This window comes from Pelagerythrobacter marensis (assembly GCF_036700095.1).
Taxonomy (GTDB): Bacteria; Pseudomonadota; Alphaproteobacteria; order Sphingomonadales; family Sphingomonadaceae; genus Pelagerythrobacter; species Pelagerythrobacter marensis_A.
The window spans coordinates 734,040-758,699 of record NZ_CP144918.1; the positions used below are offsets into that span (position 1 = coordinate 734,040).

A 24,660-nucleotide genomic window follows, 5' to 3' on the forward strand; every position below is an offset into this window, starting at 1 on the left:
TGGGGTTCGGGCCGCGTTTACGAAAGGGCGAGCGGGCCCAGCGTTTCTTTCAGGGGGTAAACCCGGGTGCGGCGATCCTAGTGGCGGAAATGCCGCATCCCGGTGAAGACCATCGCCAGACCCGCTTCGTTCGCGGCGGCGATCACCTCCTCGTCGCGGATCGAGCCGCCCGGCTGGATCACCGCAGTCGCGCCGGCCTCCACCGCGGCGAGCAGTCCGTCCGCGAACGGGAAGAACGCGTCGGAGGCAACCGCGCTGCCGACGGTTTGCGGGGCGTCCCAGCCGTGGGTCTGCGCCGCCTCGGCCGCCTTCATCGCCGCGATCCGGCTCGAATCGCGGCGGTTCATCTGGCCCGCGCCGATGCCCGCGGTCGCGCCGTCCTTCGCATAGACGATCGCGTTCGACTTGACGTGACGCGCCACCGTCCAGGCGAACAGGCAATCCTGCAATTCCCGCTCGGTCGGCTCGCGTTCGGTCACCACTTTGAGATCGGCCTGCGCGATCGCACCGTTGTCGCGGCTCTGCACGAGCAGGCCGCCGGTGATCGGCTTGATCGACAGGCCGCCGCGGCGCGGATCGGGCAGATCGCCGGTGACGAGCAGGCGCAGGTTCTTCTTCTTCGCGAAAGCCGTGCGCGCATCGTCGCTCACCGAAGGCGCAATTACGACTTCGGTGAAGATCTCGCAGATCGCTTCCGCCGTCGGCCCGTCGAGCTCGGTGTTGACGCAGACGATCCCGCCGAAGGCGGAAACGCTGTCGCAGGCGAGCGCTGCGTCCCACGCTTCGCGCAAGGTCGCGCGCCGGGCGACGCCGCAGGGGTTCGCGTGCTTGACGATCACGACTGCCGGATCGCCGCCCGCAAATTCGGCGCACAGTTCGAGCGCGGCGTCGGCGTCGTTGTAGTTGTTGTAGCTGAGCGCCTTGCCCTGGAGCTGCTCGGCCTGCGCAATGCCGCGCGCGTGCGGGCCGACGGGCGTATAGAGCGCGGCCTGCTGATGCGGGTTCTCGCCATAACGCAGCTCGGCCACACGGTGGCCGTCGACCGCCAGCATGTCGGGAAAGGCCTGCCCCTGATCGACGTTGGCGAACCATTGAGCGATCATCGAATCGTAGGCGGCAGTCGCGGCGAAGGCCTTGGCCGCCATCTTGCGGCGGAATGCGAGCGACGTGCCGCCGTCGTGCGCGGCCAGTTCGTCCAGCAGGTCGTCGTAATCCGCCGGATCGGTCACGATGGTAACGAACTGGTGGTTCTTCGCGGCGGAGCGGACCATGCTGGGCCCGCCGATATCGATATTCTCTATGATCTCCTCGCGCCCGGCGCCGCGCGCGACGGTCGCCTCGAACGGATAGAGGTTGACGACGACCAGATCGATCGCGCCGATGTCGTGCGCCTCCATCGCCGCGGCATGTTCGGGGTTGTCGCGCACCGCCAGCAGGCCGCCGTGGACCATCGGATGCAGCGTCTTGACCCGCCCGTCCATCATCTCGGGAAAGCCGGTGAGGTCGGAGACGTCGCGCACCTCCAGCCCGGCGTCGCGCAGCGCCCGCGCGGTGCCGCCGGTCGAAATCAGCTCGACCCCGGCCCGGGCCAGCCGGGTGCCGAGATCCACGAGGCCGCCCTTGTCGGACACCGACAGAAGTGCCCGCCTGATCGTCACGTCGCTCACAATCGAAATCTATCCCATCTTCTTGAACAGCCAGGAGAAATTTCCCCCGCTGCGTGATGTCATTCCCTGGATGACCAGTTGTTCGACCGGATGGGCCCTGCCCTGCCCGTCGACCCACAGGCTTTCCTCGATCGACAGTTCGCCGCCGTTGTCGCCGCGAGCGAGGCGGAATTGCCAGAAGCTGCCGTCCGGCAGGGCCAGTCCCGCGCCCAGCTTGTCGTCCGACAGGCCGACCTCGACCCCGCGGCCGAGGTGGAAGCGAATCGCATAGCCGATCTTCCCGCGCTTGCCCGTCTTGCCGGCGGGAAGCAACACGTCCTCGCCCCGCAATTCGTGCCCGTTGTCGCGCAGGATCAGGATGCGGCGATGGATCAGGCCGTGCCGCGCGGCATAGCCGTCGTGGCTTGCCTCGATCCGCGTTGCGCTGCCGCCGTTCAGTTCGAGCACGCGGCGGTCGATCTCGACTTCGTTCACACCGGTGCCGAGCTTGCCGTGCAGCAGAACGGCGGTCGAATTCGCGTCGTCGAGCACGAGTGTCGAATGCGCCGCCGTCCCGCGCAGGCCCTGTTCGATCCGCACCGGCACCTGCCCGCCGGCGAAAGCCGCCCCGCCGCAGTTGACCACGATCCGCTGCTCGCCGGCGGAGAATTCGAAGGCGAGCGTCGATGCGCAGCCGGCGCGGGCGTGGCGGGGCAACGGCGGCGGCGCGGCGTCGAACACCAGCACGGACTTGCGCGCGGCGACCCGTTGATAGCCCCATTGGCGCGCGTCCTTGAGCGGACGGGTGCGCACGCCGCTCGCTTCGATCAGCGCGGCGACCCGTTCGGCGCGCACTGCGCCGGCGCCCTGCCAGTTGCCGAGCCCGCCGTCGCCGTGGAGCAGCGAAAGCAGCGGCGGGACGAGCAGTTCCAGCATCGTGCCGACGAACGGCGGCGGTTCGCGTTTCACCGCGCGATAACAGGCGCGCAAGTCGATCAGCGCCGCAATGGCGTCGATCTGCGCGAGCGGGCTGCGCGAAAGCACCCCGCCATCTTCCGCCACCAGTTCGCCCAGGGCGCGGGCCAGCCCGGCTTCGGCATAGAGCCGGCGCGGCTTGCCGTCCGGCAGCAGGAGGCCGGCGGCGACCAGCGCGGTCCAGCCTGCGACGGCGCCCGGTCCGTCGGGCGCCCGCGCCACTTTCCGGTCGAGCCAGCGGGCGGCTTCGGAAATGGCGGACAGCACCCGGCCGCGGAGCTGCGTGCCTTCGCCCGAAAGAATCAGCGGAGCGAAGACCAGCCAGTTGCGCAGGCGATGGCCGACATGCTCCACTTCCCATGCCGGGCCCTTGCCCGGCGCGGGGTTGGCATCGAGCCAGGCGCGCAGCACCCGCTCCGCCGTCGCGGCGCATTGTTCGCGCGGCGCACTGGCGGCAAGATCGCGCAGCCATCCGAAACCGTGCACGACGCGCTCGAACGGCGGCGTCAGGCGCGTGCTCGATTCGAACTCCATCTGCGCGATCGGCGCCTTGACGCCATGGACCAGGAAGTGCCCCGCGCGCAGCGCGACCCCGGCCGCACGATCGCCTTCGAGCGGGCTTTCCACCGTGCCCAGCAGCCGGGGCCGTGCCGCCTTGGCAAACGGCGCGGTCAGCGTGGAGCCGGGGACTCCGAGGCGATAGGCGAACCGTATCAGCGCCTCGCCCGCGTCGAGGCGGGGCGGCGCGAGATCGGACAGGACCAGCGCGCGGCCCGGTTCGAGCAGTTCGCGGCGATCCGCCTCGCCGCGAACGAGCGGCTCGCCGGGGCCTTCGTCCAGTGGCAGGGCCGGCGAGTCTCGGCGACCGGCGTCGGAACGGCGGACGCCTGGCTCTGCCAGCGACGCCGCCTCGGCCATCAGCGCGCCTCCTTCAGCGCGGCGATATTGGCGGCATACCGCTCCGGCCCGCCTGCGAAGGTCGCGGAGCCGGCGACCAGGACGTCGGCCCCCGCATCGACGCAGAGGCGGGCGGTGTCGCGATTGACGCCGCCGTCGACCTCGAGATGGATCGCGCGGCCCGTGGCGTCGATCAGGCGCCGGATCGCCTCGATCTTGCGCAACTGGCTGTCGATGAAGCTCTGCCCGCCGAAGCCGGGATTGACGCTCATCACCAGCACGAGGTCGGCCAGATCGAGCAGATATTCCAGCGCGTCCACCGGGGTGCCCGGGTTCAGCACCACGCCGGCCTTCTTGCCCAGCCCGCGGATGGCCTGGAGCGTGCGGTGCGTGTGCGGCCCCGCTTCGGGATGGACGGTGATGATATCGGCCCCCGCTTCGGCAAAAGCCTCCAGATAAGAGTCGACCGGGGAAATCATCAGATGCACGTCGAACGGCTTGTCGGTGTGCGGGCGCAGGGCCTTCACGACGGCGGGGCCGATGGTGATGTTGGGCACGTAATGCCCGTCCATCACGTCGATATGGATCCAGTCCGCCCCGGCGGCGTCGATCGCGCGCACTTCTTCGCCGAGCCGGGCGAAGTCGGCCGAGAGAATGGAAGGGGAAACGAGCGGAACGGTCATTGTCGATCGCGTTGCAGCGGTGGTCAACGCCCGCCTAGATGGCGCGCCGAATCGCGACAAGCACCCGGGAGACGCTTTTCCACACCGCACCTGCAGGCGGAGCCGCAGGCGCGGCGGTTCGGGCAAGCGGGCTACCCGGCCTGTACGATCAATTCAGCGGCAATTCAGGGCGTTTCGCGCAGGTTCGCGCTTCACGGGCGGAAAGCGCGCCGGCGTGCTAGGGCAGGCTGCGCGATTCGATTTCGGCCAGTTCCCCGCCATTACGGATTGAAACGAACGATGACATTCAGGACGACGTTACGCATCGCTGCCGGGACCGCGCTTGCCGCCGGTCTGGTCGCGAGCCTGCCTGCCAATGCCTATCGGCAGGAGATTTCGAACGATCTGTCGCGCTGCGCCGCGGGCAACGGCCCGTCGGTGAAGGTGACCGTAACCGGGATCAAGGCCTCGCGCGGGACCATGCGGGTCCAGACCTATCGCGGCAACGGGAGCGAGTGGCTGGCCAAGGGCAAGTGGCTCCACCGGGTCGAGGCGCCCGCGCGGCGCGGCACGATGACGTTCTGCCTGCCCGTGCCGGCGGCCGGGACTTATGCGGTGGCCGTGCGCCACGACGTCAACGGCAACGGCGATACGGACTTGCGCGAAGATGGCGGCGGCATGTCCAACAACCCCAGCATCAACATCTTCAACCTCGGCAAGCCGAGTTACAAGAAAACCGCTTTTTCTGTCGGCAACGAGGTCAAGGCGATCACCATCACGATGAAATACTGGGGCTAGTTCCGGTCGCGGCACGGGGCCGGTGCCGCTCCGCCGAAAACACTCTAGCGCCGCCCGCGTTCGCGCCAGACGCGGAACAACACTGCGGGCGCGGCGAGCACCGGGTGCCGCTCGCGCCAGGGCGTCAGTTCGACCGGCACGCCCGTATGCCGCTCGATCTTCCACGCGGCGTAGCGCGCCGCGCCGTCGAACGTGGTGCTGGCCTTGAGCAGGCGCGCGACGTTGAGCGGCTTGCCCAGGCGCCGCCGCCGCGACCACCAGCGCAGCACGCGGCGGCGTTCGCCAGGGGGCAGGTGCGGCGCGAGACGATCCCCTTCGTGCGCGAAGGGAATCCCCTGCGCCTGCCAGGCAAGCGGCAGCAGCCCGTCGAAATGGGCGGCGTTGACCGCCAGGATCGAATCCTCGCGCCCCGGCTTCTCGACCCGGAATTCGGCCCGGTAGGTGGCGCGGAACAGCGCCCGCCAGAAATCGGCCGCGGTTCCGCTTTCCGGGCCCAGGGCAGCGGCCAGACGCGCCGCGGTTCGCGCGGCATCGGCCACGGCCCCGATCACGCGCTCCCGCCAGCGATCGCCCTCGACCCAAACGAGCGCGCTCGGCTGGACGAAGCGCGCCCAGATCGTGGTGTCGCGGCTGTCCCCGCGCGCTGCGCGCTCGAAGGTGGAGAGGGCCATCCGCGCGACCTTGGCCCGCAGGATGCGTCCCTCGTGCTGCCATTCGTGATAGCTGACGCGCGGCCAGATGCGCTCGCGCTGCTTTCCCGGCAGCAGGAGGTAGAAGTCGAGCACCCCCTCCAGCTCGCCGGTGCGCAGATTGGAGCCGTAGAACAACGCCGCACATGCGCCCGCATCCTCGGCCAGATGCGCCGCGAAAGCGGCAACCCCGGGGGCGACCGCCGCGTCGAGCTGTTGCCCGATCCGGTGCCGGAGCGTCTCGGTCACGGGACGAGGAAGCGCAGTTCGGGGCCGGACGACAGGCGATAGCGTCCCGCCGGAAAGGCCTCGCCGTCGAGGATGATCTCGTCCGCGACCGCAATGTCCACCGGGTCCGCGGTCAGCCGGTGCAGCCCCCATTGCTCAAGCCACGCCGGTCCGTGCCCGGTCAGAGCGGCGGGCATTCGCAGCAGCAGGCGGCGCTTCGGGTGATCGACCACGATCAGTTTCAGTCCCGCCCGCAGATCGCCGAAGGGCTTCAGGCCGGCGGGGAAACGCTCCAGCGTCGATGCCAGCACGAAATGGCGCCGCGCCGGATCGCCCATTGCGCTGCGCGGCATCGCCTGCCCTTCGGGCCCGAGGGCGATCTGCATTTCCACCCCGCGCCGCCAGGCGTTGCGGTCGGTGCCCAGCAGCGCCTGCAGCACGCCCCAGGCGGCGGTGACCCCGACCGCGAGGCTGTCGAACGCGCCCAGCCGGTGCGCGTCCTGCCCCGCGCGGATACCCGAAGTGTAGGCACCCGCGCCGAAGATGAAGCCGAGCATGGCCGGGGCCTCGCGGTCGAGCGGCTCGACCCGCAGCGGCCGGCGAACGATGCGCCGGGCGGCGGGCCAGGCCGATATGGCCGCGCCGATCGTCCAGCCCGAAGGCGCGCCGAGATCGACGTTGAGCGCATTGGTCTTGCCCTTGGGCAGCACGGCGAGATCGGGCCAGGCGTCGCCGAATACCGGCAGACCCGCGGTCAGGACGTCGCGCACCGTGCCGTCGCCGCCGTTGATGACGAGGTAGTCGATCCCGCGCGCGGCAAAGCGCGCCAGCGCGTCCTGCAGGCTGGCGGTATCGGCCGGCTGGGCGACGAAGATATTCGCGCGCACGCCCAGGTTCAGGTCCTGCCCGCGGTTGCGGTGGCTGCGCGGGTTGTAGATCACCCCGACAGAGGGCGCCTCGGTCGCAGGGTGGGTGGCGTCGGCGGGAGTCATCCCGCAGCCCTTAGCCGCTGGGACCGGGTGGGATACAGGTCTTTTCGCTTCATGCGGAGGAGGCCCTGCCCTATCGTGGCGCATATGCTGCATCCCGATCTGCTCGATTCCGCCCGCGCGCTCTCCGACCGCATCGTCGCCCTGCGGCGGGCGATTCATGCCGAGCCCGAGCTGGGCCTCCACACCCCCCGGACGATGGCCAAAGTGCGCGAGGCGCTGGCGCATCTGCCGCTCGAATGGCGCGAAGGCACTTCCACCACAGGGCAGGTCGCCGTGTTGAGAGGGGGCGGCGAGGGGCGCCGCGTCCTGCTGCGCGGCGACATGGATGCGCTGCCGATGGCGGAGGAAACCGGGCTCGACTTCGCATCGACGATCGCGGGGCGGATGCACGCCTGCGGCCACGACACGCACACCGCCATGCTGGCCGGCGCGGCGGAACTGCTGGCCGGCCTGCGCGAAAGCTTCGCGGGGGAGATCCTGTTCATGTTCCAGCCGGGGGAGGAGGGGTTTCACGGCGCCCGGTTCATGCTGGAAGACGGGCTGCTGGGCGGCGAGCACCATGGCCCGCTGCCCGATGCCGCCTTCGCGCTGCATATCATGCCCAACGCGCCGCACGGGGTCTTTGCCGGCCGGGCCGGGCCGCTGATGGCGGCAGCCGACCAGTTCGACATCGTCGTGACCGGCAAGGGCGGCCACGCCTCCATGCCGCACGAGACGCGCGATCCGGTGCCGGCGGCCTGCGCGATCGTGACCGCGCTCCAGGCGATGGTGACCCGCCGCTTCGACGCCGCCGACGCGGTGGTCGTCACCGTGACCCAGCTGGATGCGGGGACGGCGCACAATATCGTTCCCGACAATGCCCGCCTGCGGGGCACGATCCGCACGCTCTCGGCGAAGCACCGCGCCGCCGTGCACGCGGCCATGGCCGAAGTAGCCGGCGGGGTGGCTGCCGCGCACGGGGTGGCGGCCGAGGTGACGATCACCGAAGGGTTCCCCGTCACCGTCTGCGACGAGCGCGCGGTGGCCACGGGCCGGGCGGTCGCGGCCGAGGCCTTCGGCGAGGGTGCCTGGCGCGAGCTGCCGGCGCCGATCATGGGGGCGGAGGATTTCGCCTATGTGATCGAGAAAGTCCCGGGGGCGATGTTCTTCCTTGGGGTCGCCCGCGAAGGCGAGGACTGGCGCCAGTGCTGCGGCATTCACAGCCCGCGCATGATGGTCGACGAAAGCGCGCTGCCCCACGGCACCGCGATGCTGGCGGGATGCGCGCTGCGCTTCCTCCAGCACGGGTTCGGCTAGGCGCGCCCTACTCCCCTCCGGCGAGCGGACCCAGCGCGTCGCGCAATTCGCCCAGCCACGGCTCGTAAGGCACCCAGGCGCCCTGCCCCGCCCGGTTGATCGGGCGGCGCACCTGTTCCGAACTGGCGGTGCGCACGGCCCGCCGCGTCTTGTGGAAATCGAGACAAGCAGCCTCGAACGGCAGGCCGAGAAAATCGAGCATGCGGCGCACCTGCCCTTCGAGATCGTCGAGCACGTCCTCGTGCTGCACGCGCAGGACTTTGCCCGGCAGGACGGCGTCCCAGTGCTCCATCAGGTCGACGTAGTCGGAATAATACCGGCCGATCTCGGTCAGGCCGTAAGTGAACTCCTGCCCTTCGGCAAAAAGCTGGCGGAATCCCGAAAAGCAGCAGTCCATCGGCGCGCGCCGGGCGTCGATAATCCTGGCGTTGGGCAGGATCAGGTGGATCAGGCCGATATGGCGGAAATTGTTCGGCATCTTGTCGATGAAGAACGGCGCGCCCTGGCGGTGGATGCGCGTATTGTCGATATAGTCGCGCCCCATCTGCGCCAGCTGCTCCGCCGAAAGATCGTGGAGCACTTGCGGATAGCGCGAAACGCCCGGCTGGCGGCCGCGCAGCCGGTGCGCCAGCGCCAGGATGTCGGGCAGCTCCAGCGTGCCATCGACCTGGCTGTGGCTGGCGAGGATCTGTTCGAGCAGCGTCGATCCCGCGCGCGGGAGGCCGAGGATGAAGATCGGATCGGGCGCCTCGTGCCCGGCACCGCGGTGCTTCTCGAACAGCGCGGGGGTGCAGTGTTCGGCCTGCGCCCGCAGTTCCGCGGCCATCCGGTCGGCGTCGTAACGGGTCTGACGGCGCTTGAGCGTATTGCCCTGTTCGTAGAAGCGGAAGCTTTCCGCATATTCGCCGCGATCCTCGTGCGCCTTGCCGAGGGCGAAGCTGATGTGGACCCGGTCCATGAAGGCGATGCCGGGCCGCTCGACCGCAGCGTGCATCGCTGCCATCTCGTCGTCGGTGAAGCGATAGGTCTTGAGGTTGGCGAGCGCGTAGAATGCGTCGCCGTGGTCGGGCCGCGTGGCAAAGGCGGCCCGATAGGCCGCGATCGCGCCCTCCTGCCGGCCCATTGTCTTGAGCGCATGCCCCTTGCTGGTCAGCGTCGCCGGATCGCCGGGCACTTTCGCCAGAACGCTGTCGAACAGCTCCAGGGCGCGGTCGTAATCGCCGGTCTGCATCGATTCGATCGCCAGATGCGACTGGAACAGGACATTGTCCGGGTCGCTGCGATGGAGCCGCTCCGCCTGTTCGCGCGCTTTGGCAAAGCGCTGCCGGCGGCGCAGCGCATCGATGTAGTCGAGCCGGACCTGCACGTTGTCCGGGGCGAAGGCGACCGCGCTTTCGAGCAGGAATTCGGCATCGTCGAGAATCCCCAGGCGCTTGCCGATCTCGGCCAGCAGGCGCATCGCCTCGACATCGCGCGGATGGCGGCGCAGGTAGTGGCGGCAGATCTCCTCCGCCCGCGCCAGCCGGCCTTCGTACAGATGGTTGGCGACGGCGATCAGCTCGCGCGGGAGCGCCGCGATCCTGTCGGCCTGGGCCAGCGCCGCCTGCGCTTCGGCCTTTCGGCCCTGCGCGGCGAGAAGCTCCGCCTGGGCTCTCCAGCTGGCATCGAGCGCGGGGTTGTACCGCGTCGCACGGGCATAGGCGCCCAGCGCCGCCGCCCGGTCTCCGCGCGCACGCGCCAGATGGCCGCTTTCCTGCCAGGCGCGGCCATATTCGGGCGCGGCGGCGTGCAGCCGCTGCAGGTAATCGTCTGCCCGGGAGTATTCTTTCAGATACCGCGCCCCGACGGCGGTGACATAGAGCGCGTCGCTATCGGCCGCGTCCGCCGCCAGCAGCGTTTCGGCATGGCGGATCGCCTCGGCAAAGCGGCCTGCGCGCAAGGCGTCCTGCGCCTGCTTCAGCCGCGCGCCGCGATCGTGCTCCGCCCCTGTCATTCCGGCTCCCTGCCAGAAGGCGGGGGCCGGGGACAAGCGCTCTCGCCTGCCCCCGGCGCGCCGCGCGCTTCGGGTGTCAGTAATCGACCGAGACGCGGACCCCGACCGTCAGCGGCCGGTTCACGGTCACCCGCGCGCGGTCGAAGTTGAAACTGCCCGCAATCTGGGCGCGCTCATCGGTCAAGTTCTCGCCGAAGACCTCGAACGCCCAGCGGTCCTTCTCCACCCCGGCCGAAAGGCTGAAGGTGGTGTAGCCGTCGAGCTTCAGCTTGTTGATTTCGATGATGTCGGTGTACTTCGAGGAGGAGTGGACGACCTGCGGCATGACGTAGGCGTCCAGCTCGTCCGACAGCGCCCATTCGTAACGCACGCGCAGATTGCCCTGGAACTCGGGGGCATAGGCCAGCGGGCCGCCTTCCACGACATCCTCGGTCGGGGTCAGAACCTCGGTAATCTCGGTATCGAGGATGGAGAACGCCCCGGCGACCGTCAGGCCGGGCACGGTATAGGGCTGGTAGGTGAAATCGCCTTCGATCCCCTTGATCTCCGCATTCGCCGCGTTGTCGGAGAAGAACAGGTTGGTGATCGACGGATCGAAGATCGTCGTCTGCAGCCGGCTCACGTCGACGAAGAAGGCGCTGCCGTTCAGCCGCAGCTGGCGGTCGAACAGCTCGGTCTTCCAGCCGATTTCGTAGTTCTGCACCTCGTCGGTATCGAGCGCGAAAGGCACGATATAGTCGCCGGGGCCCTGCGCGCCGCCGGGGCGGTTGAGCAGGCCGGGGCGGAACCCTTCGGAATAAGTGGCATAGAACAGCAGGTCGCGCGTCGGCGTGAACGTGACGGTGCCCTTGAAGATCGTGCCGTCGGTCTTCGCCTTGTCCGGGTTGCCGTAGGGATTGTCGGGCCCGTACTTGTCCGAAAGGTTGGTGCCGCCGCAGCCGGGGATATTGACCTGGTCTTCGACCGGCACGCCCGCATTGGCCCCGAATATGGGCGAGTTGAGCTTGCAGAAGGCCGATGTCGCGGCACCCTCGATATCCACCTCGATATCGTAATAGCGTGCGCCGCCGGTCACGGTCAGCAGGTCGGGCACGATGTCGAACGACACTTCGCCGAACAGGCCGAACTGCCGGTCGGTGCGTTTCACGTCGTTGCGGAAGCCGACGTTCGCCGGCAGCGGGCCGGGATCGCTGAAATAGCCGGGGGCGGCATTGCCGACGATCCCCGTCACTTCGGTATTGGTGAACGGATAGATCGGCGAGAAGCCGCGCGTTTCCCCGTCCGAACCGCGCACCAGTTCCGATGCGTAGTAGTAGTCGTTGCGTTCCTTCAGAACGAGGTCCGAATAGAACCCGCCGACCGTGGCGCGGATGCGTTCCTGCTGCGGCGTGTTGATGCGCAGTTCCTGCGTGAACACGGTCGTATCGGTGTCGGAGGTGACCGAAAGGTTCGGCGCGTAGCAGGTCGGGTCCGCCGGGGCCTGCGCCACGCTGCCCGGGTAGGAAACGGCCGTGTCGCACATGTAATAGGGAATGTACTGGCCGACGAAGAGATAGTCGGAATAGCCGACTGCCTGCTGCGTCTCGCGGTCGGTATAGGCGCCGGTGTAGACGATATCGAGCGCGGCGAGGCGCCCTTCCAGCGTCCAGCTGGTGTTCGAGAAATCGTCCTCCAGCCGGTCGTCGGAGAAGCGCTGGATGTCGAGGTTGTCGAGGCCGAGTTCCGGGTCGGCGAAGAAGACGCCGTCCGATTCGAGGCTCTGTCGGCTGTGGGCGACGGTCAGGCGCCAGTCGGGCGAGAATTCGTACAGCGCGCTGACGCGGAAGCCTGCGTATTGCGTGTCGTTGAAGTTGTCTTCCACCAGCCGCGCGTTGTCGGCTTCCTGGAAAGTCACTTCGCTGTCGATATAGGCCAGCGAATCGGGATCGGACTGGAAGCCCGCGCGCGTGTCGCTGACCGGGACGCCGTTGTCGCGCACCGTGCCTGCCGGCCGATAGCGTGCGCTGTCGCGCATCGAGCGTGTTCCATGAACATTGTCGATATAGCCGCCCTGGTCGTCGAGATAGGCGACCCCGCGCAGCGCCAGCCGGTCGCTGACCGGCACGTTGAGCATGACTTCGGCGTTGTAGCTCGTCTCGCCGCCCTTGGTGAACGATACGCCCGCCTTGCCCGAGCCGTAGAAGCCGGTGAGGTCGGGCTTGTTGGTGATCAGCCGCACGACGCCCGCCTGCGAGCTGGCGCCGAACAGGGTCCCCTGCGGCCCGGCAAGCACCTCGATCCGCTCCAGGTCGGCGGCATAGACGTCGAGGTTGCGGCCCGGCTGGGCCAGCGGCTGCTCGTCGAGATAGAGCGCCACGTTGGGAGCAAGCCCGGCGACGCCGGCAGTGGTGAGATTGGGCGTGGTCGAGGCGAGGCCGCGAATGTAGATCGTGCTCTGCGACGGGCCGCTGCCGCCGGCGGTGACGTTGGGCAGCTGTTCCAGATAGTCGTCGAACGTTTCGATGCTGAGCTGTTCCAGCCCCTCGCTGTCCATCGCCTGGACCGCGATCGGCACGTCCTGCATGCTTTCGCTGTTCTTGGTTGCGGTGACGACGATTTCCTTCAGCCCGCCCTGCCGGCGTTCGGCGGGCGCGGCGTCCTGCGCGATGGCGGGCGTCGTCACGGCGATGGCGGCGGCAAGCGCGCCAAGACTGCCGCTGCTGCGAAGATTGAGCATGGTTTTCCCCTGCACTCTTGTTCTGGTCGACTGTCGGCCCGGCGCGACTGCGCCGGCGAGCGGCAAGATCGTGAAAGAAAAGCACGAATAGCCAAGGCGGCCCGATATTCACGATCGAACCGCGGTGCGCCGGCTAGCAAAGCATTGCCGCGACCACCACCGGCTGCACAGCGAATTTGCACAATGGCCGCAGCGCCGTTGCAAAATGGCAACATCGATCATTTCGTAAATAAAGCGAGCGAAAGGTTCAATAAATTCTATTTCGCCAGCTCGGCGTTCAATGTCTTTCGGTATACTAATCGAACCAAGCGCCATATATATTTTTATATATATCCAAGAGATACAGCTATATACTGTGCGTTACACCGGGCAGTGGGCGGTGAACCTTCACAGCATGCGCCACTACGCGCCCCAACTGGGAGTGCCCCCGCCTGGCCGTTGCGCACCGTGGAAATCGCGGTGGACAAGCCGGACCGAATCGCTATTAGGCCGTCGATATGTTGTATCGTAATATCATCTCGGCCCGCTCGCTTGCCTTCCCTCTCGGTCTCGCCATCTGCGCGGTGGCTGCACCGGTCCACGCGCAGGATCGCCCTCCTGCTGCGGCCGAGGGTGCCGCCGTGCCGGATTCGGACGACTTCCACGATCGCCGCGTCTCGCCCACAGGCGAAATCGTGGTGACCGCGACCGGCCTGGAGCAGCTCGACGTGCTGGCCGGTACGACGGTCGTCGAAGGGGCGGAGCTGCAGCGCAATCTCGAGGGGCAGGTCGGCGACGTGCTGGCCAAAGTCCCCGGCGTTTCGGCGACGAACTTCTCGCCCGGCGCCTCGCGCCCGGTCCTGCGCGGCTTCTCGGGAGAGCGGGTCAAGGTACTGATCGACGGGATCGGCGCGATCGACGCATCGAACACCTCGGCCGACCACGCGACCGCGATCGACCCGCTCACCGCCGAACGGATAGAGGTCCTGCGCGGCCCGGCGGTCCTGCTCTACGGCAGCCAGGCGATCGGCGGCGCGGTCAACGTGATCGACAAGCGCATCCCGCTGCGCCGGTTGAACGAGCCGTTCCACTTCGACGCGCTGGCCGGCGCGAACACGGTCGCCGACTTGCGCGAGGGCGGCGCCTCGCTCGACCTGCCGCTGGGCGAGGGCTTCGTGGTCCATGTCGACGGCGCATACCGCAAGACCGACGACCTGGACGTTCCCGGCTATGTCCTGGCGCCGGAACTGCGTGCGGACCTTCTCGCCGACGCGGCCGAGGAGGAGGAAGAAGGTCATCTGGAAGAGGCCGAGGAGCTGCGCGAGGCCGCCAATCGGCGCGGCACCCTGCCCAATAGCGGGACCGAGACCTGGAGCGCCAATGCCGGATTCGCCTTCTTCGAAGGCGACAGCAATCTGGGCGCGGCCTTCGGCATCTACGATACGACTTATGGCGTTCCCCTCCGGCCCGGCACCGGCCACCACCACGGCGAGGAGGCGGAGGATCACGACGAGGGTCACGATCACGACGAAGACCACGATCACGGCCACGAAGAAGAGCATGAGCACGGCGAGCAGGTGACGATCGCCCTGCGCCAGTATCGGGCGGACCTGCGCGGACGCCTCGCGCTCGGCGACGGGTTCTTCTCCGCGCTCAACACCCGCGTGGGCTTCAGCGACTATACGCATACCGAGTTCGAGGGCGACGAGGTCGGCACCGTGTTCGAGGTCAAGGGGATCGAGGCCAGGGCCGAGCTGGAACAGAACCGGCGCGGCGGCTGGGGCGGTTCGACCGGCGTTCAGTACTATTTCCGCGATTTCGACGCATATGGCGCGGAAGCCTACCTGCCCAAGAACCACACCGACCAGATGGCCGTGTTCACGCTGCAGGAAATCGACTTCGATCCGTTCCAGCTCGAACTTGCCGCGCGGTACGAGGCGACGGACGTCGAATCGCAGGTGGCGGGTTTCGACCGTTCGTTCGACACGTTCTCGGGCGCGCTGGGGCTGATCTACGAAACGCCGGGCGGCCTGCGTTTCGGGTTGAACGGGAGCCGTGTTCAGCGGGCTCCGAGCGCCGAGGAACTGCTGTCCGACGGCCCCCATATCGCGACCCAGGCTTACGAGATCGGCGATCCCGGTCTCGACGTCGAGAGCGCCTGGGGCGTCGAGGCGTTTGTGCGCGGCGCGCTGGGCGAGGGCACGGTCAGCCTCGCGGTCTTCCGCAACTGGTTCGACGATTACATCTATCTCGCCGAAACCGGCGAGGAGGAAGACGAACTGCCGGTGTTCCAGTACCTGCAGGGCGATGCCCGCTATTTCGGGGTGGAGGGCCAGCTGACCTATCCGCTCTACAAGACCGGAGGTTTCACGCTGCTCGCCGATGTGCGCGGCGATTATGTCCGCGCCGAACTCGACGACGGCACGCCGCTGCCGCGCATTCCGCCGCTGCGGCTGCTCGGCGCGCTGGAGGCGCAGACCGGGCCGGTCGATGCCCGGGTCGAAGTCCAGTGGTTCGACAAGCAGGACCGCCTCGCCCCGTTCGAAAGCGTCACCGACAGCTTCACGTTCGTCAATGCCTCGCTGGCTTGGAAGCCCGTGCGGGGGAACGACAACGTGACCGTGCTGCTCCAGGCGAACAACATCTTCGACAGCGAGGGGCGCCGCCACGCGAGCTTTACCAAGGATTTCGTTCCGCTCGCCGGGCGCAATTTCAAGATCGGCGTGCGGACCAGCTTCTAGCGTTCCGGCCCGGGGCCGCCGCGCCGCACTGCGTCGTCAGTCGGCGCCGGTGGCGGCCATCCCTTCGGCTTTCCCCTCGGCATGGGCAGCGCGCAGCTCGGCCTTGCGCGCGCGGTTGCGCTCGCGCATGTGGTCGAAGCTGCCGCGCATCTGGCCATAGGCGAAGACGACCAGAAGGCCCCCGGCCATGGCGAGGTTCTTGAGCGCGGCCGTCAACTGCTGCTGATCGCCGAACTGGTTGTGAAAGAAGAAGATTGTCAGCAGCGAGAACGCGGCCAGCAGAATCGCGGAAATGCGCGTCATCAGGCCGATCGCCAGCATCAGCCCCAGCACGAGTTCGAACACCCCGGTCGGCAGGGCGAGCGAGCCGGGCAGGGTGGTCGCGCCCTCGATATATTCGGCGGTCGCTGCCGGATCGATGACTTTGTTCAGCCCCGACAGGATGAAAATCGCGGCCAGCATGATGCGGCCGATAATCGCGGCAATGGTGGACATAGGTTGTGCTCCTCTTTCCCCGTGTACGGAAAATACACGCAATTCGCAGCCGGCGCCATCCGCCGCGGTGCGATCAGTCCTCCGGTGCGAAAGCGATCTCGGCGTGTTCCTCCAGCCGTGCGACCAGCGCTTCGCCCAGGAAATGGCCGGGCGTGCCGATGCCGCCGGCGGCGTCGCAATCGAGCAGCGCCATGCCGGTTTCGCCCAGCATGCGGCTGGTCGAACCGTATCCGGGATCGTAGCGGCCCTTGACTCCGTAATGCAGCGTGGCGCCGTCGGCCATTTCGCCGATGAACAGCAGGTCGTAGGAGCCCGCCTCGCGCTCCGCCTTGCTCGGCCCCTCGCCGGGCTTGGGCGGCTTCGCCCCGAACGGGTTCTTGAGCATTTCGGCAACGGCCTGCGCCGCGGCCTTGCCGGCATCGCCCGGGCTGGTCAGCATCATCTCGTCGTAACGGAAATCCTCGCCATAGGGGAAACCGTTCAGGAAATTGGTCCGGTGGACGTTCTTGACGTTGATCGTCGCCATGATGAACGGCGCGGCCCATTTGCCCAGATCGTCTTCGTAGCGGGGAACCATGCCGGCCGGCTGGTCCGGCCCTTCGAACCCGGGCGTAAGGCCGAACGGGCTTTGCAATATCGGGATCAGCGCGGGGTTTTTCGCCACCGCCTTCATCGTGGCGCCCAGGCTGGCTGCGGTCCCGCCGGAGAACGTGCCCTGCATCGAACGCACCCGCCCGCGCACGCGCGGCGCCGGCCCGCCGAAGCGCTTCACCGCCTCTTTCTGCAGCATCAGCACGCCGAGGTCGAAGGGGATCGAATCGAACCCGCTGGAAAAGCAAATGCGCGCCCCGCTGTCGCGGGCGGCGCCATGGTGCCGGTCGATCTGCTCGCGCATCCAGCCCGGTTCGCCGCACAAGTCGGCATAGTCGGTGCCGGTCGCAACGCAGGCCGCCACCAGCGCATCGCCGTAAAGCTGGTAGGGGCCGACCGTCGTCAGGATCACGCGCGTGCGCCGGCACATCGCTTCCAGCGCGGCCGGGTCGTCGGCATCGGCCACGACCAGCGGCGTATCGGTCGGGGCGCCGATCGCGTCCCGCACTTCCTCCAGCTTGGTCAGGCTGCGCCCGGCCATTGCCCATTTCGGCCCGTCCGCAGCATCGCCGTATTCGCGGACGAAGTGTTCGGCGACGAGCCGCCCGGTGTAACCGGTGGCGCCATAGACCACGATATCGAATTCACGCTGTGCCATCGGGCGATTCTCCCTCGGCGAGGGAGAATGACGCAGCGCGGCGCGGGTTACAACCGCGGCAGAGTCACGCCGCGCTGGCCCATGTATTTGCCCGCCCGGTCGCGATAGCTCGTTTCGCACCGTTCGTTGCCCTGGAGGAACAGGAACTGGCAGGCGCCCTCGTTGGCGTAGATCCGCGCGGGCAGCGGGGTCGTGTTCGAAAATTCCAGCGTGACGTGCCCTTCCCAGCCGGGTTCCAGCGGGGTGACGTTCACGATGATGCCGCAGCGGGCATACGTGCTCTTGCCCAGGCAGATCACCAGCACGTCTTCCGGCACGCGGAAGTATTCGACCGTGCGCGCCAGCGCGAACGAGTTCGGCGGGATCACGCAGACGTCGGTCTTGCGGTCGACGAAGGAATTGGCGGCGAAATCCTTCGGGTCGACGATGGCGCTGTCGACATTGGTGAAGATCTTGAACTCGTCGGCCACCCGCGCGTCGTAGCCGTAGCTTGAGAGGCCGTAGGAAATGCACCCCTCGCGCCGCTGCGCCTCCACGAAAGGTTCGATCATGCCCTTTTCGGTGGCCTGGGTTCGGATCCATCGGTCGGAAAGAATCGCCATGCGCCGGTCATTCCCGACCGGCGCGGACGGGGCAAGGCGCGCGCGGGCGTTATCCCCTTTCGCGCTTCGCCATGCGTGCCTGACGACTCTAGTCGACCGGTTTCGCGCCAAGTTGCGGATTGAGGAGGGTGATATGGTTGAGCCATTTCTTCGGGCGGCGGAGCATGTCGCGGGGGTAGTCGACCCTGAGGCCCGCGATCCGCGCCATCGCGCCGACGAAATGGATGCAGTTGCGCCGGTCGAGGTCGTAGTACTTGCCCGGCGCGTCGCGCCATCTGGCGACTTCGGCCCGCACGCGCCAGTATTGCGCGTCGGTCAGCGGGACGGTGAAGTGGCGGTTGGTCTTGCGAAGGTAGGCCTCGTCCTCCGTCATGATCGCATGTTCGACCGGTCCGTTGAGGATCCGGGTGGAAATGGACCTGGCGGTGAAGCCGTAGTTCTCCGCGATCGGCGCGCCGGTTTCGTCCAGGGTGCCTTCCAGCACGATGAACGCATGCGGATAGCGGCCGAACAGGACCGAGCCGTTGAAGCTGTGGAAGCTCATCCGCACTTCGGCAGCCGCCCCCGCCGACCAGGCGAGAGCGAACAGCGCAAGCAACAAGGCGACGAGGCGACCCATCGCCGCCTGCCTAGCAAAACGCCGCGCCGAGAAAAGGCCTTTGCGCATGGCCGCAGCCGGTCCCCGGCCGAGCAGCGCTTCCGTTTCGTCGAGCTTCAACCTCGCTGAAAACGGCCTCTAGCTGGCCAGCAAGGTGGCGTTGCCGCCGGCCGCCGTCGTGTCGATGCAGACCACCCGCTCGGTCGCGAAGCGGGCGACGTAGTGCGGCCCGCCGGCCTTGGGGCCGGTGCCCGACAGCCCCTCGCCGCCGAACGGCTGGCTTTCGACGACTGCGCCGATCTGGTTGCGGTTGACGTAGAAATTGCCCACCCGCGCCCGCGCCTCGACGAAGCGGCGGGTCGCCTCGATCCGGCTGTGCAGGCCGAGGGTGAGGCCATAGCCGGTGGCGTTGATATCCTCGATCACCCGCTCCAGCTCGCTCGCCTTGTAGCGCACGACGTGCAGGATCGGGCCGAAGTTCTCGCGCCGCAGGTCGAGGATCGAATCCATCTCGATAATGGTCGGGGCGACGAAGCACCCAGCGGCCGTGCCGCGCGGCAGCTTGCGCCGCCAGACCTTGCGGCCGTGCTTCTTGCGCCGGGCGACGTGGCGCTCCAGCGCGGCCTTGGCGTCGGGGTCGATCACCGGGCCGACATCGGTTGCGAGATCTTCCGGGTCGCCGATCACCAGCGCTTCGAACGCGCCCTTGATCATCTCGAGCATTTCATCGGCCACGTCTTCCTGCAGATAGAGCACGCGCAGCGCGCTGCAGCGCTGGCCCGCGCTCTGGAACGCGCTGTTGACGACATCGCGCGCGACCTGTTCGGGCAGGGCCGAGCTGTCGACGATCATCGCGTTCTGGCCGCCGGTTTCCGCGATCAGCGTGGCGATCGGCCCGTCGCGCGCGGCGAGGCTGCGGTTGATCGCGTGCGCGGTCTGGGTCGAACCGGTGAAGGCGACCCCCGCGATCCGCGGGTCCGAAGTGATCAGCTGCCCCACCTCGCCCGCGCCGGGCAGCAACTGGAACACGTCCTGGGGAATGCCGGCCTCGTGGCACAGCTTCACCGCCAGCGCGGCGATCAGCGGGGTCTGCTCGGCAGGCTTGGCGACCACGGCATTGCCCGCGGCCAGGGCGGCCGCAGCCGGGCCGATGAAGATCGCGAGCGGGAAGTTCCACGGGCTGATGGTGGCGAAGACCCCCCGCCCGTGCAGGCTCAGCCGGTTCTCTTCCCCCGTCGGGCCGGGCAGGGGCATGGGCGCGGCAAACAGGCGCCGCGCTTCGTTCGCATAATAGCGTAGGAAATCGACCGCTTCGCGCAGTTCGAGCACCGCGTCCATCAGGGCCTTGCCCGCTTCGCGCTGGCACAGGCTGAGGATCTCGTCGGTATGCGCCTCGAACATGTCGGCGGCGGCTTCCAGCAGCAGGGCGCGCTTCTCGCCGCCCAGCGCGTCCCAGCCGGGCTGAATCGCAACGGCGCGGGTGATGGCGACGTCGATTTCCTCGGGCAGGGCGTCGCGCCGGGTGCCGACCTCGTGCGTCAGGTCCTGCGGCTGGGTGATCGGCGCGACTTCGCCCTGCTCGGGCGAGCGCAGCGTCGGCTCGGCATGCCAGCGGCGGGCGTCGAGCACATGGAGACGCTCCAGCAGCGGTTCCACCACCAGCGGATCGGCCAGGTCGATCCCCGCGCTGTTGCGGCGGCCGGGGAAGATGTCGGCCGGCAGCGGGATCTGCGGGTTGCGGCGCGGTTCCATCGCGGCCAGCTCCGCCACCGGATCGCCGGTCAGCGCCGCCACCGGCACTTCGGCATCGGCCATGCGGTTGACGAAGCTGGAATTAGCGCCGTTTTCGAGCAGGCGGCGCACGAGATAGGCGAGCAGGTCCTTGTGCACCCCGACCGGGGCATAGATGCGCACCGGCGTCTTGCGGTTGCCCTCCATCTCGGCCAGCTCGGCATAGATTTCCTCGCCCATGCCGTGCAGCCGCTGGAATTCGTAGGACGGGCCCTGCCGGTCGGCCGGTTCGCTCTTTTCCGCCAGCGCCTTGACCGCGCCGATGGTATAGGCGTTGTGGGTGGCGAACGCGGGGTAGATCGCGTCGCGCGCTTCCAGCAGCCGCGCCGCGCAGGCGAGGAAGGACACGTCGGTCCCGACCTTGCGCGTGAAGACGGGGAAATCCTTGTACCCGCCGACGTGGCTGATCTTGATCTCGGTATCCCAGTACGCGCCCTTGACCAGCCGCACCATCAGCCGCCGGCCGTGATGGCGCGCCAGCTTGGCGACCCAGTCGCACAGCGGCACGCCGCGCTTCTGATAGGCCTGGATGGCGAGGCCGAAGCCCTCCCACGGCGTTTTGCCGGGCCGGGCGAAGATCTCGTCGTCGGCCACCAGCGCCTCGACGATGTCGAGCGACAGCTCGAGCCGCTCGGCCTCCTCCGCATCGATGGTGAAATGCATGTTGGCATCGCGTGCCTTGATCGCGAGATCCTTGAGGATCGGCACCAGCGCCTTGGTGGCCGCCTTGGCATGGAAGTGATCGTACTTGGGATAGAGCGCGGAGAGCTTCACCGAGATGCCGGGCGAACGCGCGATCCCGCCGTCGACTTCGTGCGCAAGCCGCTCGATCGCGTGCTCGTAGGCGCGGCGATAGCGCTCGGCATCGGGGTACGTCATCGCCGCTTCGCCCAGCATGTCGAAGCTGTGCGTCAGTCCGCGCGCGCGTTCGGGTGCGGCGCGTTTCAGCGCTTCCTCGATCGTGCGGCCGAACACGAACTGCCCGCCCAGGATACGCATCGCCTGCAGCGTCGCCTTGCGGATCACCGGCTCGCCCAGGCGGTTCATCGCGTTGCGCAGCGTGCGGCCCATGCCGCGCTGGTGCTCATCCGGCCGTTCGAGCACTTCGCCGGTCAGCATCAGCGAGAACGTGGCTGCGTTGACGAATGTGGAGGAGCTTTCGCCGAGATGCTCCGACCAGTCGATATCGCCGATCTTGTCGCGGATCAGCGCGTCGGCGGTCCTGCTATCGGGCACGCGCAGCAGCGCCTCGGCCAGGCACATCAGCGCGATCCCTTCCTCGGTCGCGAGGCCGAACTGCTGCAGGAAGGCGTCGATCCCGCTCGCCTTGCGTTCGCGCGCGCCGGCAATCAGCGTCCCGGCAATGGCCGCCGCCTCGCCATGCACGGCGCTGGCGGGCGCGGCCTGGCGCAAGCGGTCGGCGACGCAGGCTTCCTCGTCCTGGCGGTAAGCGAGGCGGATGGCGGTGCGATCGAGCGGAGCGGAAACGGGCATGGAGCGACTCGGGGTGAAAGTTGCGGTGGATTCGGCGCCCTTGGACGCGCTTTCGGCGGCAATCAAGCGAAGTCGATATCGTGCGCGGCCGCTACGTTTTCGCGGGCGTCCGAGGCCATATGAAGTCCCAGTTTGCTGCGCCGCCAGAGGACGTCTTCGGCCGTCTGCGCGAACTCTTCGCGGCGCAGATAATCGACTTCGGCTTCGGTCAATCCGCTGCCGTAGTTGCGGCCGAGGCCGGCAAGCGATTGCGCGCTGCCGATCACCCGTTCGATCCGCGTGCCATAAGCACGGGCCATGCGCTGCGCCGTAGCGGCCGGCAGCCAGGGCCAGAGGGCGCCGACTTCGCCCAGAAACGCATCGAACCCGCCCGCGAAATCGCCGCCCGGCAGCGTCGCGTCGGCGGTCCACGGCTTGCCGGGAACGCGGATATGGCGGGCCAGCCGTTCCATCGCGTGTTCGGCGAGCTTGCGGTAAGTGGTGATCTTGCCCCCGAATATGCTCAACAGCGGCGGAGCGTCCCCGGGCGCGTCGACGGCGAATACATAGTCTCGGGTCACGGTAGCGTTGCTCGCGGCATTGTCTTCGTAAAGCGGTCTGATTCCTGCATAGGTCGAAACGACGTCTGCGGGCCGCACCGGTTCCGAGAAATACTCGCTTGCCGCGTTGCAGAGGTAATCGCGCTCCTCGTCCGAGATCGCCACCGCATCACGGTCGCCCTCGAACAGCCGGTCGGTCGTGCCGATCAGCGTGAAGTCGTTTTCGTAAGGTATCGCGAAGACGATCCGCCCGTCGCGATTCTGGAAGATATAGGCGTGTGGTCCCGCGAACTTGCGGCGGATAACGATATGGCTGCCCTGGACCAGCCGCAGGTGCGCTTCGGCCCGGCCCGCGGTGGCGAGTGCGGCGATATCGTCGACCCACGGCCCGGCCGCGTTCACCACCGCGCGGGCGGTCACCGTCTCGCCCCCGCTGCGCGTGCGCAGCGTGGCGCGCCAGTGGTCGCCGGCGCGCTCCAGCGCGGTGCAGCGGGTGCGGGTCAGCACCCGGGCCCCGCGTTCGCGCGCGTCGAGCGCGTTGAGCACCACCAGCCGGGCATCGTCGACCCAGCAATCGGAATAGGCGAAGCCGTGCACGAACCGGTCCTTCAGGATCGCATCGTGCGGCGGCGCGGAAAGGTCGAGAGCATGGCTGCCGGGCAGCGAGCGGTTGCCGCCCAGCCGGTCGTAGAGGAACAGCCCCAGCCGCAGCATCCAGCGCGGCCGCAACCCCTCGTCGTGGGGCAGGACGAAGCGCAGCGGGCGCACGATGTGCGGCGCGATCCGCAGCAGCACTTCGCGCTCGCGCAGCGATTCGCGGACCAGGCGGAATTCGTAGTGTTCGAGGTAGCGCAGCCCGCCGTGAACCAGCTTGGTGCTGGCCGAAGACGTATGGCTGGCCAGATCGTCCTTCTCCGCCAGCACGACCGACATCCCGCGCCCCGCCGCGTCGCGGGCGATTCCCGTGCCGTTGATACCGCCGCCGATGACGAGAAGGTCGTCCATGGCCAGCGGCCCTATCGGTTCGGGCCCGCCATGGCGAGCCATTTGCACCCCGCTCCGCCCCCGCTATGGCCCGGGGCGGTATCGAGCGACAGCAAGGGAGAACAGCGCATGGCAGGCCGCTATTTCGACGAATGGCAGGTGGGCGACCGGATCGAGCACGAGATTCGCCGCACCGTGACCGAAACCGACAACCTGCTGTTCACGACGATGACTCACAATCCCCAGCCGCTGCACCTCGATGCGGAGGCGGCGCGCGAATCCGAATTCGGCCAGATCCTCGTCAACGGCACGTTCACGTTCGCGCTGATGGTCGGGCTCAGCGTTGGGGACACCACGCTCGGCACGCTCATCGCCAATCTCGGTTACGACAAGGTCGCCATGCCGGCGCCGGTCGCGATCGGCGACACGCTGCGCGCGACCAGCGAAGTCGCCGCGCTGCGCGAATCGCGATCGCGGCCCGAAGCCGGGATCGTCACCTTCACCCACCGAATGCTCAACCAGCGCGACGAGGTCGTCTGCCGCTGCGAGCGGACGGCGTTGCTGCGCAGAAAACCTGCCTGACCGGCGCGGGAGCCGATCGGTCCGCCGGGCGTTGTCCCGGCAGCCATGAACGAGGATCCGCACAGCATCGAGGATGTCCTCGACGGGATCGAGGAACTCGGCGAACAGCGCGACGAGGTCTGTTTCGGCGACGCGCTCGACGAGTTCGGGCGGCGCAGTTTCGGGCCGGTCCTGCTGTTCCTGCCGCTGATCGAGCTGTCGCCGATCGGGGGGATCCCCGGGGTGCCGACGTTCCTCGCGCTCGCCATCGCGTTGATCGCGGGGCAGTTGCTGCTGGGGCGCGAACATGTCTGGCTGCCGCAGTTCGTGGAACGGCGTGCGATCGCCGGCGATACGCTGGCGCGCGCGGCGCACAGGCTCGACGGTGCGGCGGAGACGATCGACGGCTGGTTCAAGGGGCGGCTGAGAGCGTTTACCCGTCCCCCCTGGCCACGCATCGCCGCGCTGATGGTGATTGTGCTGTGCTGCACCGTTCCGCCGTTGGAATTCCTGCCCTTCGCCAGTTCCGCACCGATGATCGCAATCGCCGCCTTCGGCCTGGCGCTGATGGTGCGCGACGGGCTGCTGATGCTGATCGCCTTCGCGCTTTCACTGGGTGCGGCCGGGCTGGTCGTCGCGCTGGCGGTCTCCGGCTCCGCCGGGTGAATCCGGCCCGCCGGCCCCGAGCGCCGGCGTTATCTTGCCATTCATCGCGTCGCGCCTACATTATCGGGT

General features: G+C 68.1%; 18 protein-coding genes. 5 read left to right on the forward strand and 13 right to left on the reverse strand.

Annotated features, from left to right (window positions below; genetic code table 11):
* Positions 1-77: 77 nt before the first annotated feature.
* Genes purH through rpe form a run of 3 tightly spaced genes read right to left on the reverse strand, consistent with a single transcriptional unit; the run spans position 78 to position 4,201 of the window.
* Positions 78-1,667: a bifunctional phosphoribosylaminoimidazolecarboxamide formyltransferase/IMP cyclohydrolase gene (purH, locus tag V5F89_RS03490; RefSeq protein WP_338446869.1), complete on the reverse strand. Its 1,590-nt coding sequence runs from the start codon at positions 1,665-1,667 to the stop codon at positions 78-80.
* 9 nt (positions 1,668-1,676) lie between these two features.
* Positions 1,677-3,539 carry a heparinase II/III-family protein gene (locus tag V5F89_RS03495; protein ID WP_338446870.1) on the reverse strand — a complete coding sequence of 621 codons (1,863 nt, stop codon included), beginning with the start codon at positions 3,537-3,539 and terminating at the stop codon, positions 1,677-1,679.
* Positions 3,539-4,201: a ribulose-phosphate 3-epimerase gene (gene rpe / locus V5F89_RS03500; protein WP_338446871.1), complete on the reverse strand. Its 663-nt coding sequence runs from the start codon at positions 4,199-4,201 to the stop codon at positions 3,539-3,541. Before rpe ends, V5F89_RS03495 begins: the two co-directional genes overlap by 1 nt.
* Positions 4,202-4,480: 279 nt before the next feature.
* On the opposite strand from rpe, the gene V5F89_RS03505 reads away from it, so the two are divergent.
* Positions 4,481-4,978, forward strand: a complete 498-nt coding sequence (locus V5F89_RS03505) for a DUF2141 domain-containing protein (protein ID WP_338446872.1) — start codon at positions 4,481-4,483, stop codon at positions 4,976-4,978.
* Between the two features lie 44 nt (positions 4,979-5,022).
* Here V5F89_RS03505 and V5F89_RS03510 read toward each other — a convergent pair whose 3' ends face one another.
* Positions 5,023-5,916 (reverse strand): hypothetical protein, encoded by an 894-nt coding sequence (locus tag V5F89_RS03510; protein ID WP_338446873.1) that lies wholly within the window; start codon positions 5,914-5,916, stop codon positions 5,023-5,025.
* Entirely contained in the window at positions 5,913-6,887 is a 975-nt protein-coding gene (locus V5F89_RS03515) for a diacylglycerol kinase family protein (protein ID WP_338446874.1), read from the reverse strand. Before V5F89_RS03515 ends, V5F89_RS03510 begins: the two co-directional genes overlap by 4 nt.
* 84 nt (positions 6,888-6,971) lie before the next feature.
* Between V5F89_RS03515 and V5F89_RS03520 the strand changes: the two genes are divergently transcribed.
* A complete protein-coding gene (locus V5F89_RS03520; protein WP_338447504.1) occupies positions 6,972-8,183 on the forward strand; it encodes a M20 family metallopeptidase in 1,212 nt (403 codons plus the stop codon).
* 7 nt (positions 8,184-8,190) lie between these two features.
* On the opposite strand, the gene V5F89_RS03525 is transcribed toward V5F89_RS03520, so the two are convergent.
* Both V5F89_RS03525 and V5F89_RS03530 read right to left on the reverse strand, forming a co-directional pair.
* The gene (locus V5F89_RS03525) at positions 8,191-10,176 is read right to left on the reverse strand and encodes a tetratricopeptide repeat-containing sulfotransferase family protein (RefSeq protein ID WP_338446875.1); all 1,986 of its coding nucleotides are present in this window, start codon (positions 10,174-10,176) and stop codon (positions 8,191-8,193) included.
* Between the two features lie 76 nt (positions 10,177-10,252).
* Positions 10,253-12,892, reverse strand: coding sequence for a TonB-dependent receptor (locus V5F89_RS03530; RefSeq protein ID WP_338446876.1), 2,640 nt, complete (start codon positions 12,890-12,892; stop codon positions 10,253-10,255).
* A 497-nt stretch (positions 12,893-13,389) separates the two neighbouring features.
* Between V5F89_RS03530 and V5F89_RS03535 the strand changes: the two genes are divergently transcribed.
* The gene (locus V5F89_RS03535) at positions 13,390-15,612 is read left to right on the forward strand and encodes a TonB-dependent receptor (protein WP_338446877.1); all 2,223 of its coding nucleotides are present in this window, start codon (positions 13,390-13,392) and stop codon (positions 15,610-15,612) included.
* A gap of 36 nt (positions 15,613-15,648) precedes the next feature.
* Here the strand turns inward: V5F89_RS03535 and V5F89_RS03540 are convergent, their stop codons facing one another.
* The 6 genes from V5F89_RS03540 to glpD form a co-directional block, all read right to left on the reverse strand.
* Positions 15,649-16,107 (reverse strand): DoxX family protein, encoded by a 459-nt coding sequence (locus V5F89_RS03540; RefSeq protein ID WP_338446878.1) that lies wholly within the window; start codon positions 16,105-16,107, stop codon positions 15,649-15,651.
* A gap of 73 nt (positions 16,108-16,180) precedes the next feature.
* The gene (locus tag V5F89_RS03545) at positions 16,181-17,356 is read right to left on the reverse strand and encodes a saccharopine dehydrogenase family protein (protein WP_338446879.1); all 1,176 of its coding nucleotides are present in this window, start codon (positions 17,354-17,356) and stop codon (positions 16,181-16,183) included.
* Between the two features lie 47 nt (positions 17,357-17,403).
* The gene (dcd, locus tag V5F89_RS03550; protein ID WP_338446880.1) at positions 17,404-17,958 is read right to left on the reverse strand and encodes a dCTP deaminase; all 555 of its coding nucleotides are present in this window, start codon (positions 17,956-17,958) and stop codon (positions 17,404-17,406) included.
* Positions 17,959-18,046: 88 nt separating this feature from the next.
* The gene (locus V5F89_RS03555) at positions 18,047-18,577 is read right to left on the reverse strand and encodes a hypothetical protein (RefSeq protein WP_338446881.1); all 531 of its coding nucleotides are present in this window, start codon (positions 18,575-18,577) and stop codon (positions 18,047-18,049) included.
* A gap of 117 nt (positions 18,578-18,694) precedes the next feature.
* Positions 18,695-21,841 carry a bifunctional proline dehydrogenase/L-glutamate gamma-semialdehyde dehydrogenase PutA gene (gene putA, locus V5F89_RS03560; RefSeq protein ID WP_338446882.1) on the reverse strand — a complete coding sequence of 1,049 codons (3,147 nt, stop codon included), beginning with the start codon at positions 21,839-21,841 and terminating at the stop codon, positions 18,695-18,697.
* 62 nt (positions 21,842-21,903) lie between these two features.
* Complete coding sequence (gene glpD, locus V5F89_RS03565) at positions 21,904-23,385, reverse strand: glycerol-3-phosphate dehydrogenase (protein ID WP_338446883.1); 1,482 nt, start codon at positions 23,383-23,385, stop codon at positions 21,904-21,906.
* 108 nt (positions 23,386-23,493) lie between these two features.
* On the opposite strand from glpD, the gene V5F89_RS03570 reads away from it, so the two are divergent.
* Positions 23,494-23,946: a MaoC family dehydratase gene (locus tag V5F89_RS03570; protein ID WP_338446884.1), complete on the forward strand. Its 453-nt coding sequence runs from the start codon at positions 23,494-23,496 to the stop codon at positions 23,944-23,946.
* 45 nt (positions 23,947-23,991) lie between these two features.
* Entirely contained in the window at positions 23,992-24,591 is a 600-nt protein-coding gene (locus V5F89_RS03575; RefSeq protein WP_338446885.1) for an exopolysaccharide biosynthesis protein, read from the forward strand.
* The last annotated feature ends 69 nt before the right edge of the window (positions 24,592-24,660 follow it).

Coding starts and splice junctions, on each gene's coding strand:
- V5F89_RS03540 (WP_338446878.1), bottom strand. CDS start 16,107: ATGTCCACCATTGCCGCGATTATCGGCCGCATCATGCTGGCCGCGATT.
- V5F89_RS03545 (WP_338446879.1), bottom strand. CDS start 17,356: ATGGCACAGCGTGAATTCGATATCGTGGTCTATGGCGCCACCGGTTAC.
- V5F89_RS03505 (WP_338446872.1), top strand. CDS start 4,481: ATGACATTCAGGACGACGTTACGCATCGCTGCCGGGACCGCGCTTGCC.
- putA (WP_338446882.1), bottom strand. CDS start 21,841: ATGCCCGTTTCCGCTCCGCTCGATCGCACCGCCATCCGCCTCGCTTAC.
- V5F89_RS03515 (WP_338446874.1), bottom strand. CDS start 6,887: ATGACTCCCGCCGACGCCACCCACCCTGCGACCGAGGCGCCCTCTGTC.
- dcd (WP_338446880.1), bottom strand. CDS start 17,958: ATGGCGATTCTTTCCGACCGATGGATCCGAACCCAGGCCACCGAAAAG.
- rpe (WP_338446871.1), bottom strand. CDS start 4,201: ATGACCGTTCCGCTCGTTTCCCCTTCCATTCTCTCGGCCGACTTCGCC.
- V5F89_RS03525 (WP_338446875.1), bottom strand. CDS start 10,176: ATGACAGGGGCGGAGCACGATCGCGGCGCGCGGCTGAAGCAGGCGCAG.
- V5F89_RS03535 (WP_338446877.1), top strand. CDS start 13,390: ATGTTGTATCGTAATATCATCTCGGCCCGCTCGCTTGCCTTCCCTCTC.
- V5F89_RS03555 (WP_338446881.1), bottom strand. CDS start 18,577: ATGGGTCGCCTCGTCGCCTTGTTGCTTGCGCTGTTCGCTCTCGCCTGG.
- V5F89_RS03530 (WP_338446876.1), bottom strand. CDS start 12,892: ATGCTCAATCTTCGCAGCAGCGGCAGTCTTGGCGCGCTTGCCGCCGCC.
- V5F89_RS03495 (WP_338446870.1), bottom strand. CDS start 3,539: ATGGCCGAGGCGGCGTCGCTGGCAGAGCCAGGCGTCCGCCGTTCCGAC.
- V5F89_RS03570 (WP_338446884.1), top strand. CDS start 23,494: ATGGCAGGCCGCTATTTCGACGAATGGCAGGTGGGCGACCGGATCGAG.
- glpD (WP_338446883.1), bottom strand. CDS start 23,385: ATGGACGACCTTCTCGTCATCGGCGGCGGTATCAACGGCACGGGAATC.
- V5F89_RS03575 (WP_338446885.1), top strand. CDS start 23,992: ATGAACGAGGATCCGCACAGCATCGAGGATGTCCTCGACGGGATCGAG.
- V5F89_RS03520 (WP_338447504.1), top strand. CDS start 6,972: ATGCTGCATCCCGATCTGCTCGATTCCGCCCGCGCGCTCTCCGACCGC.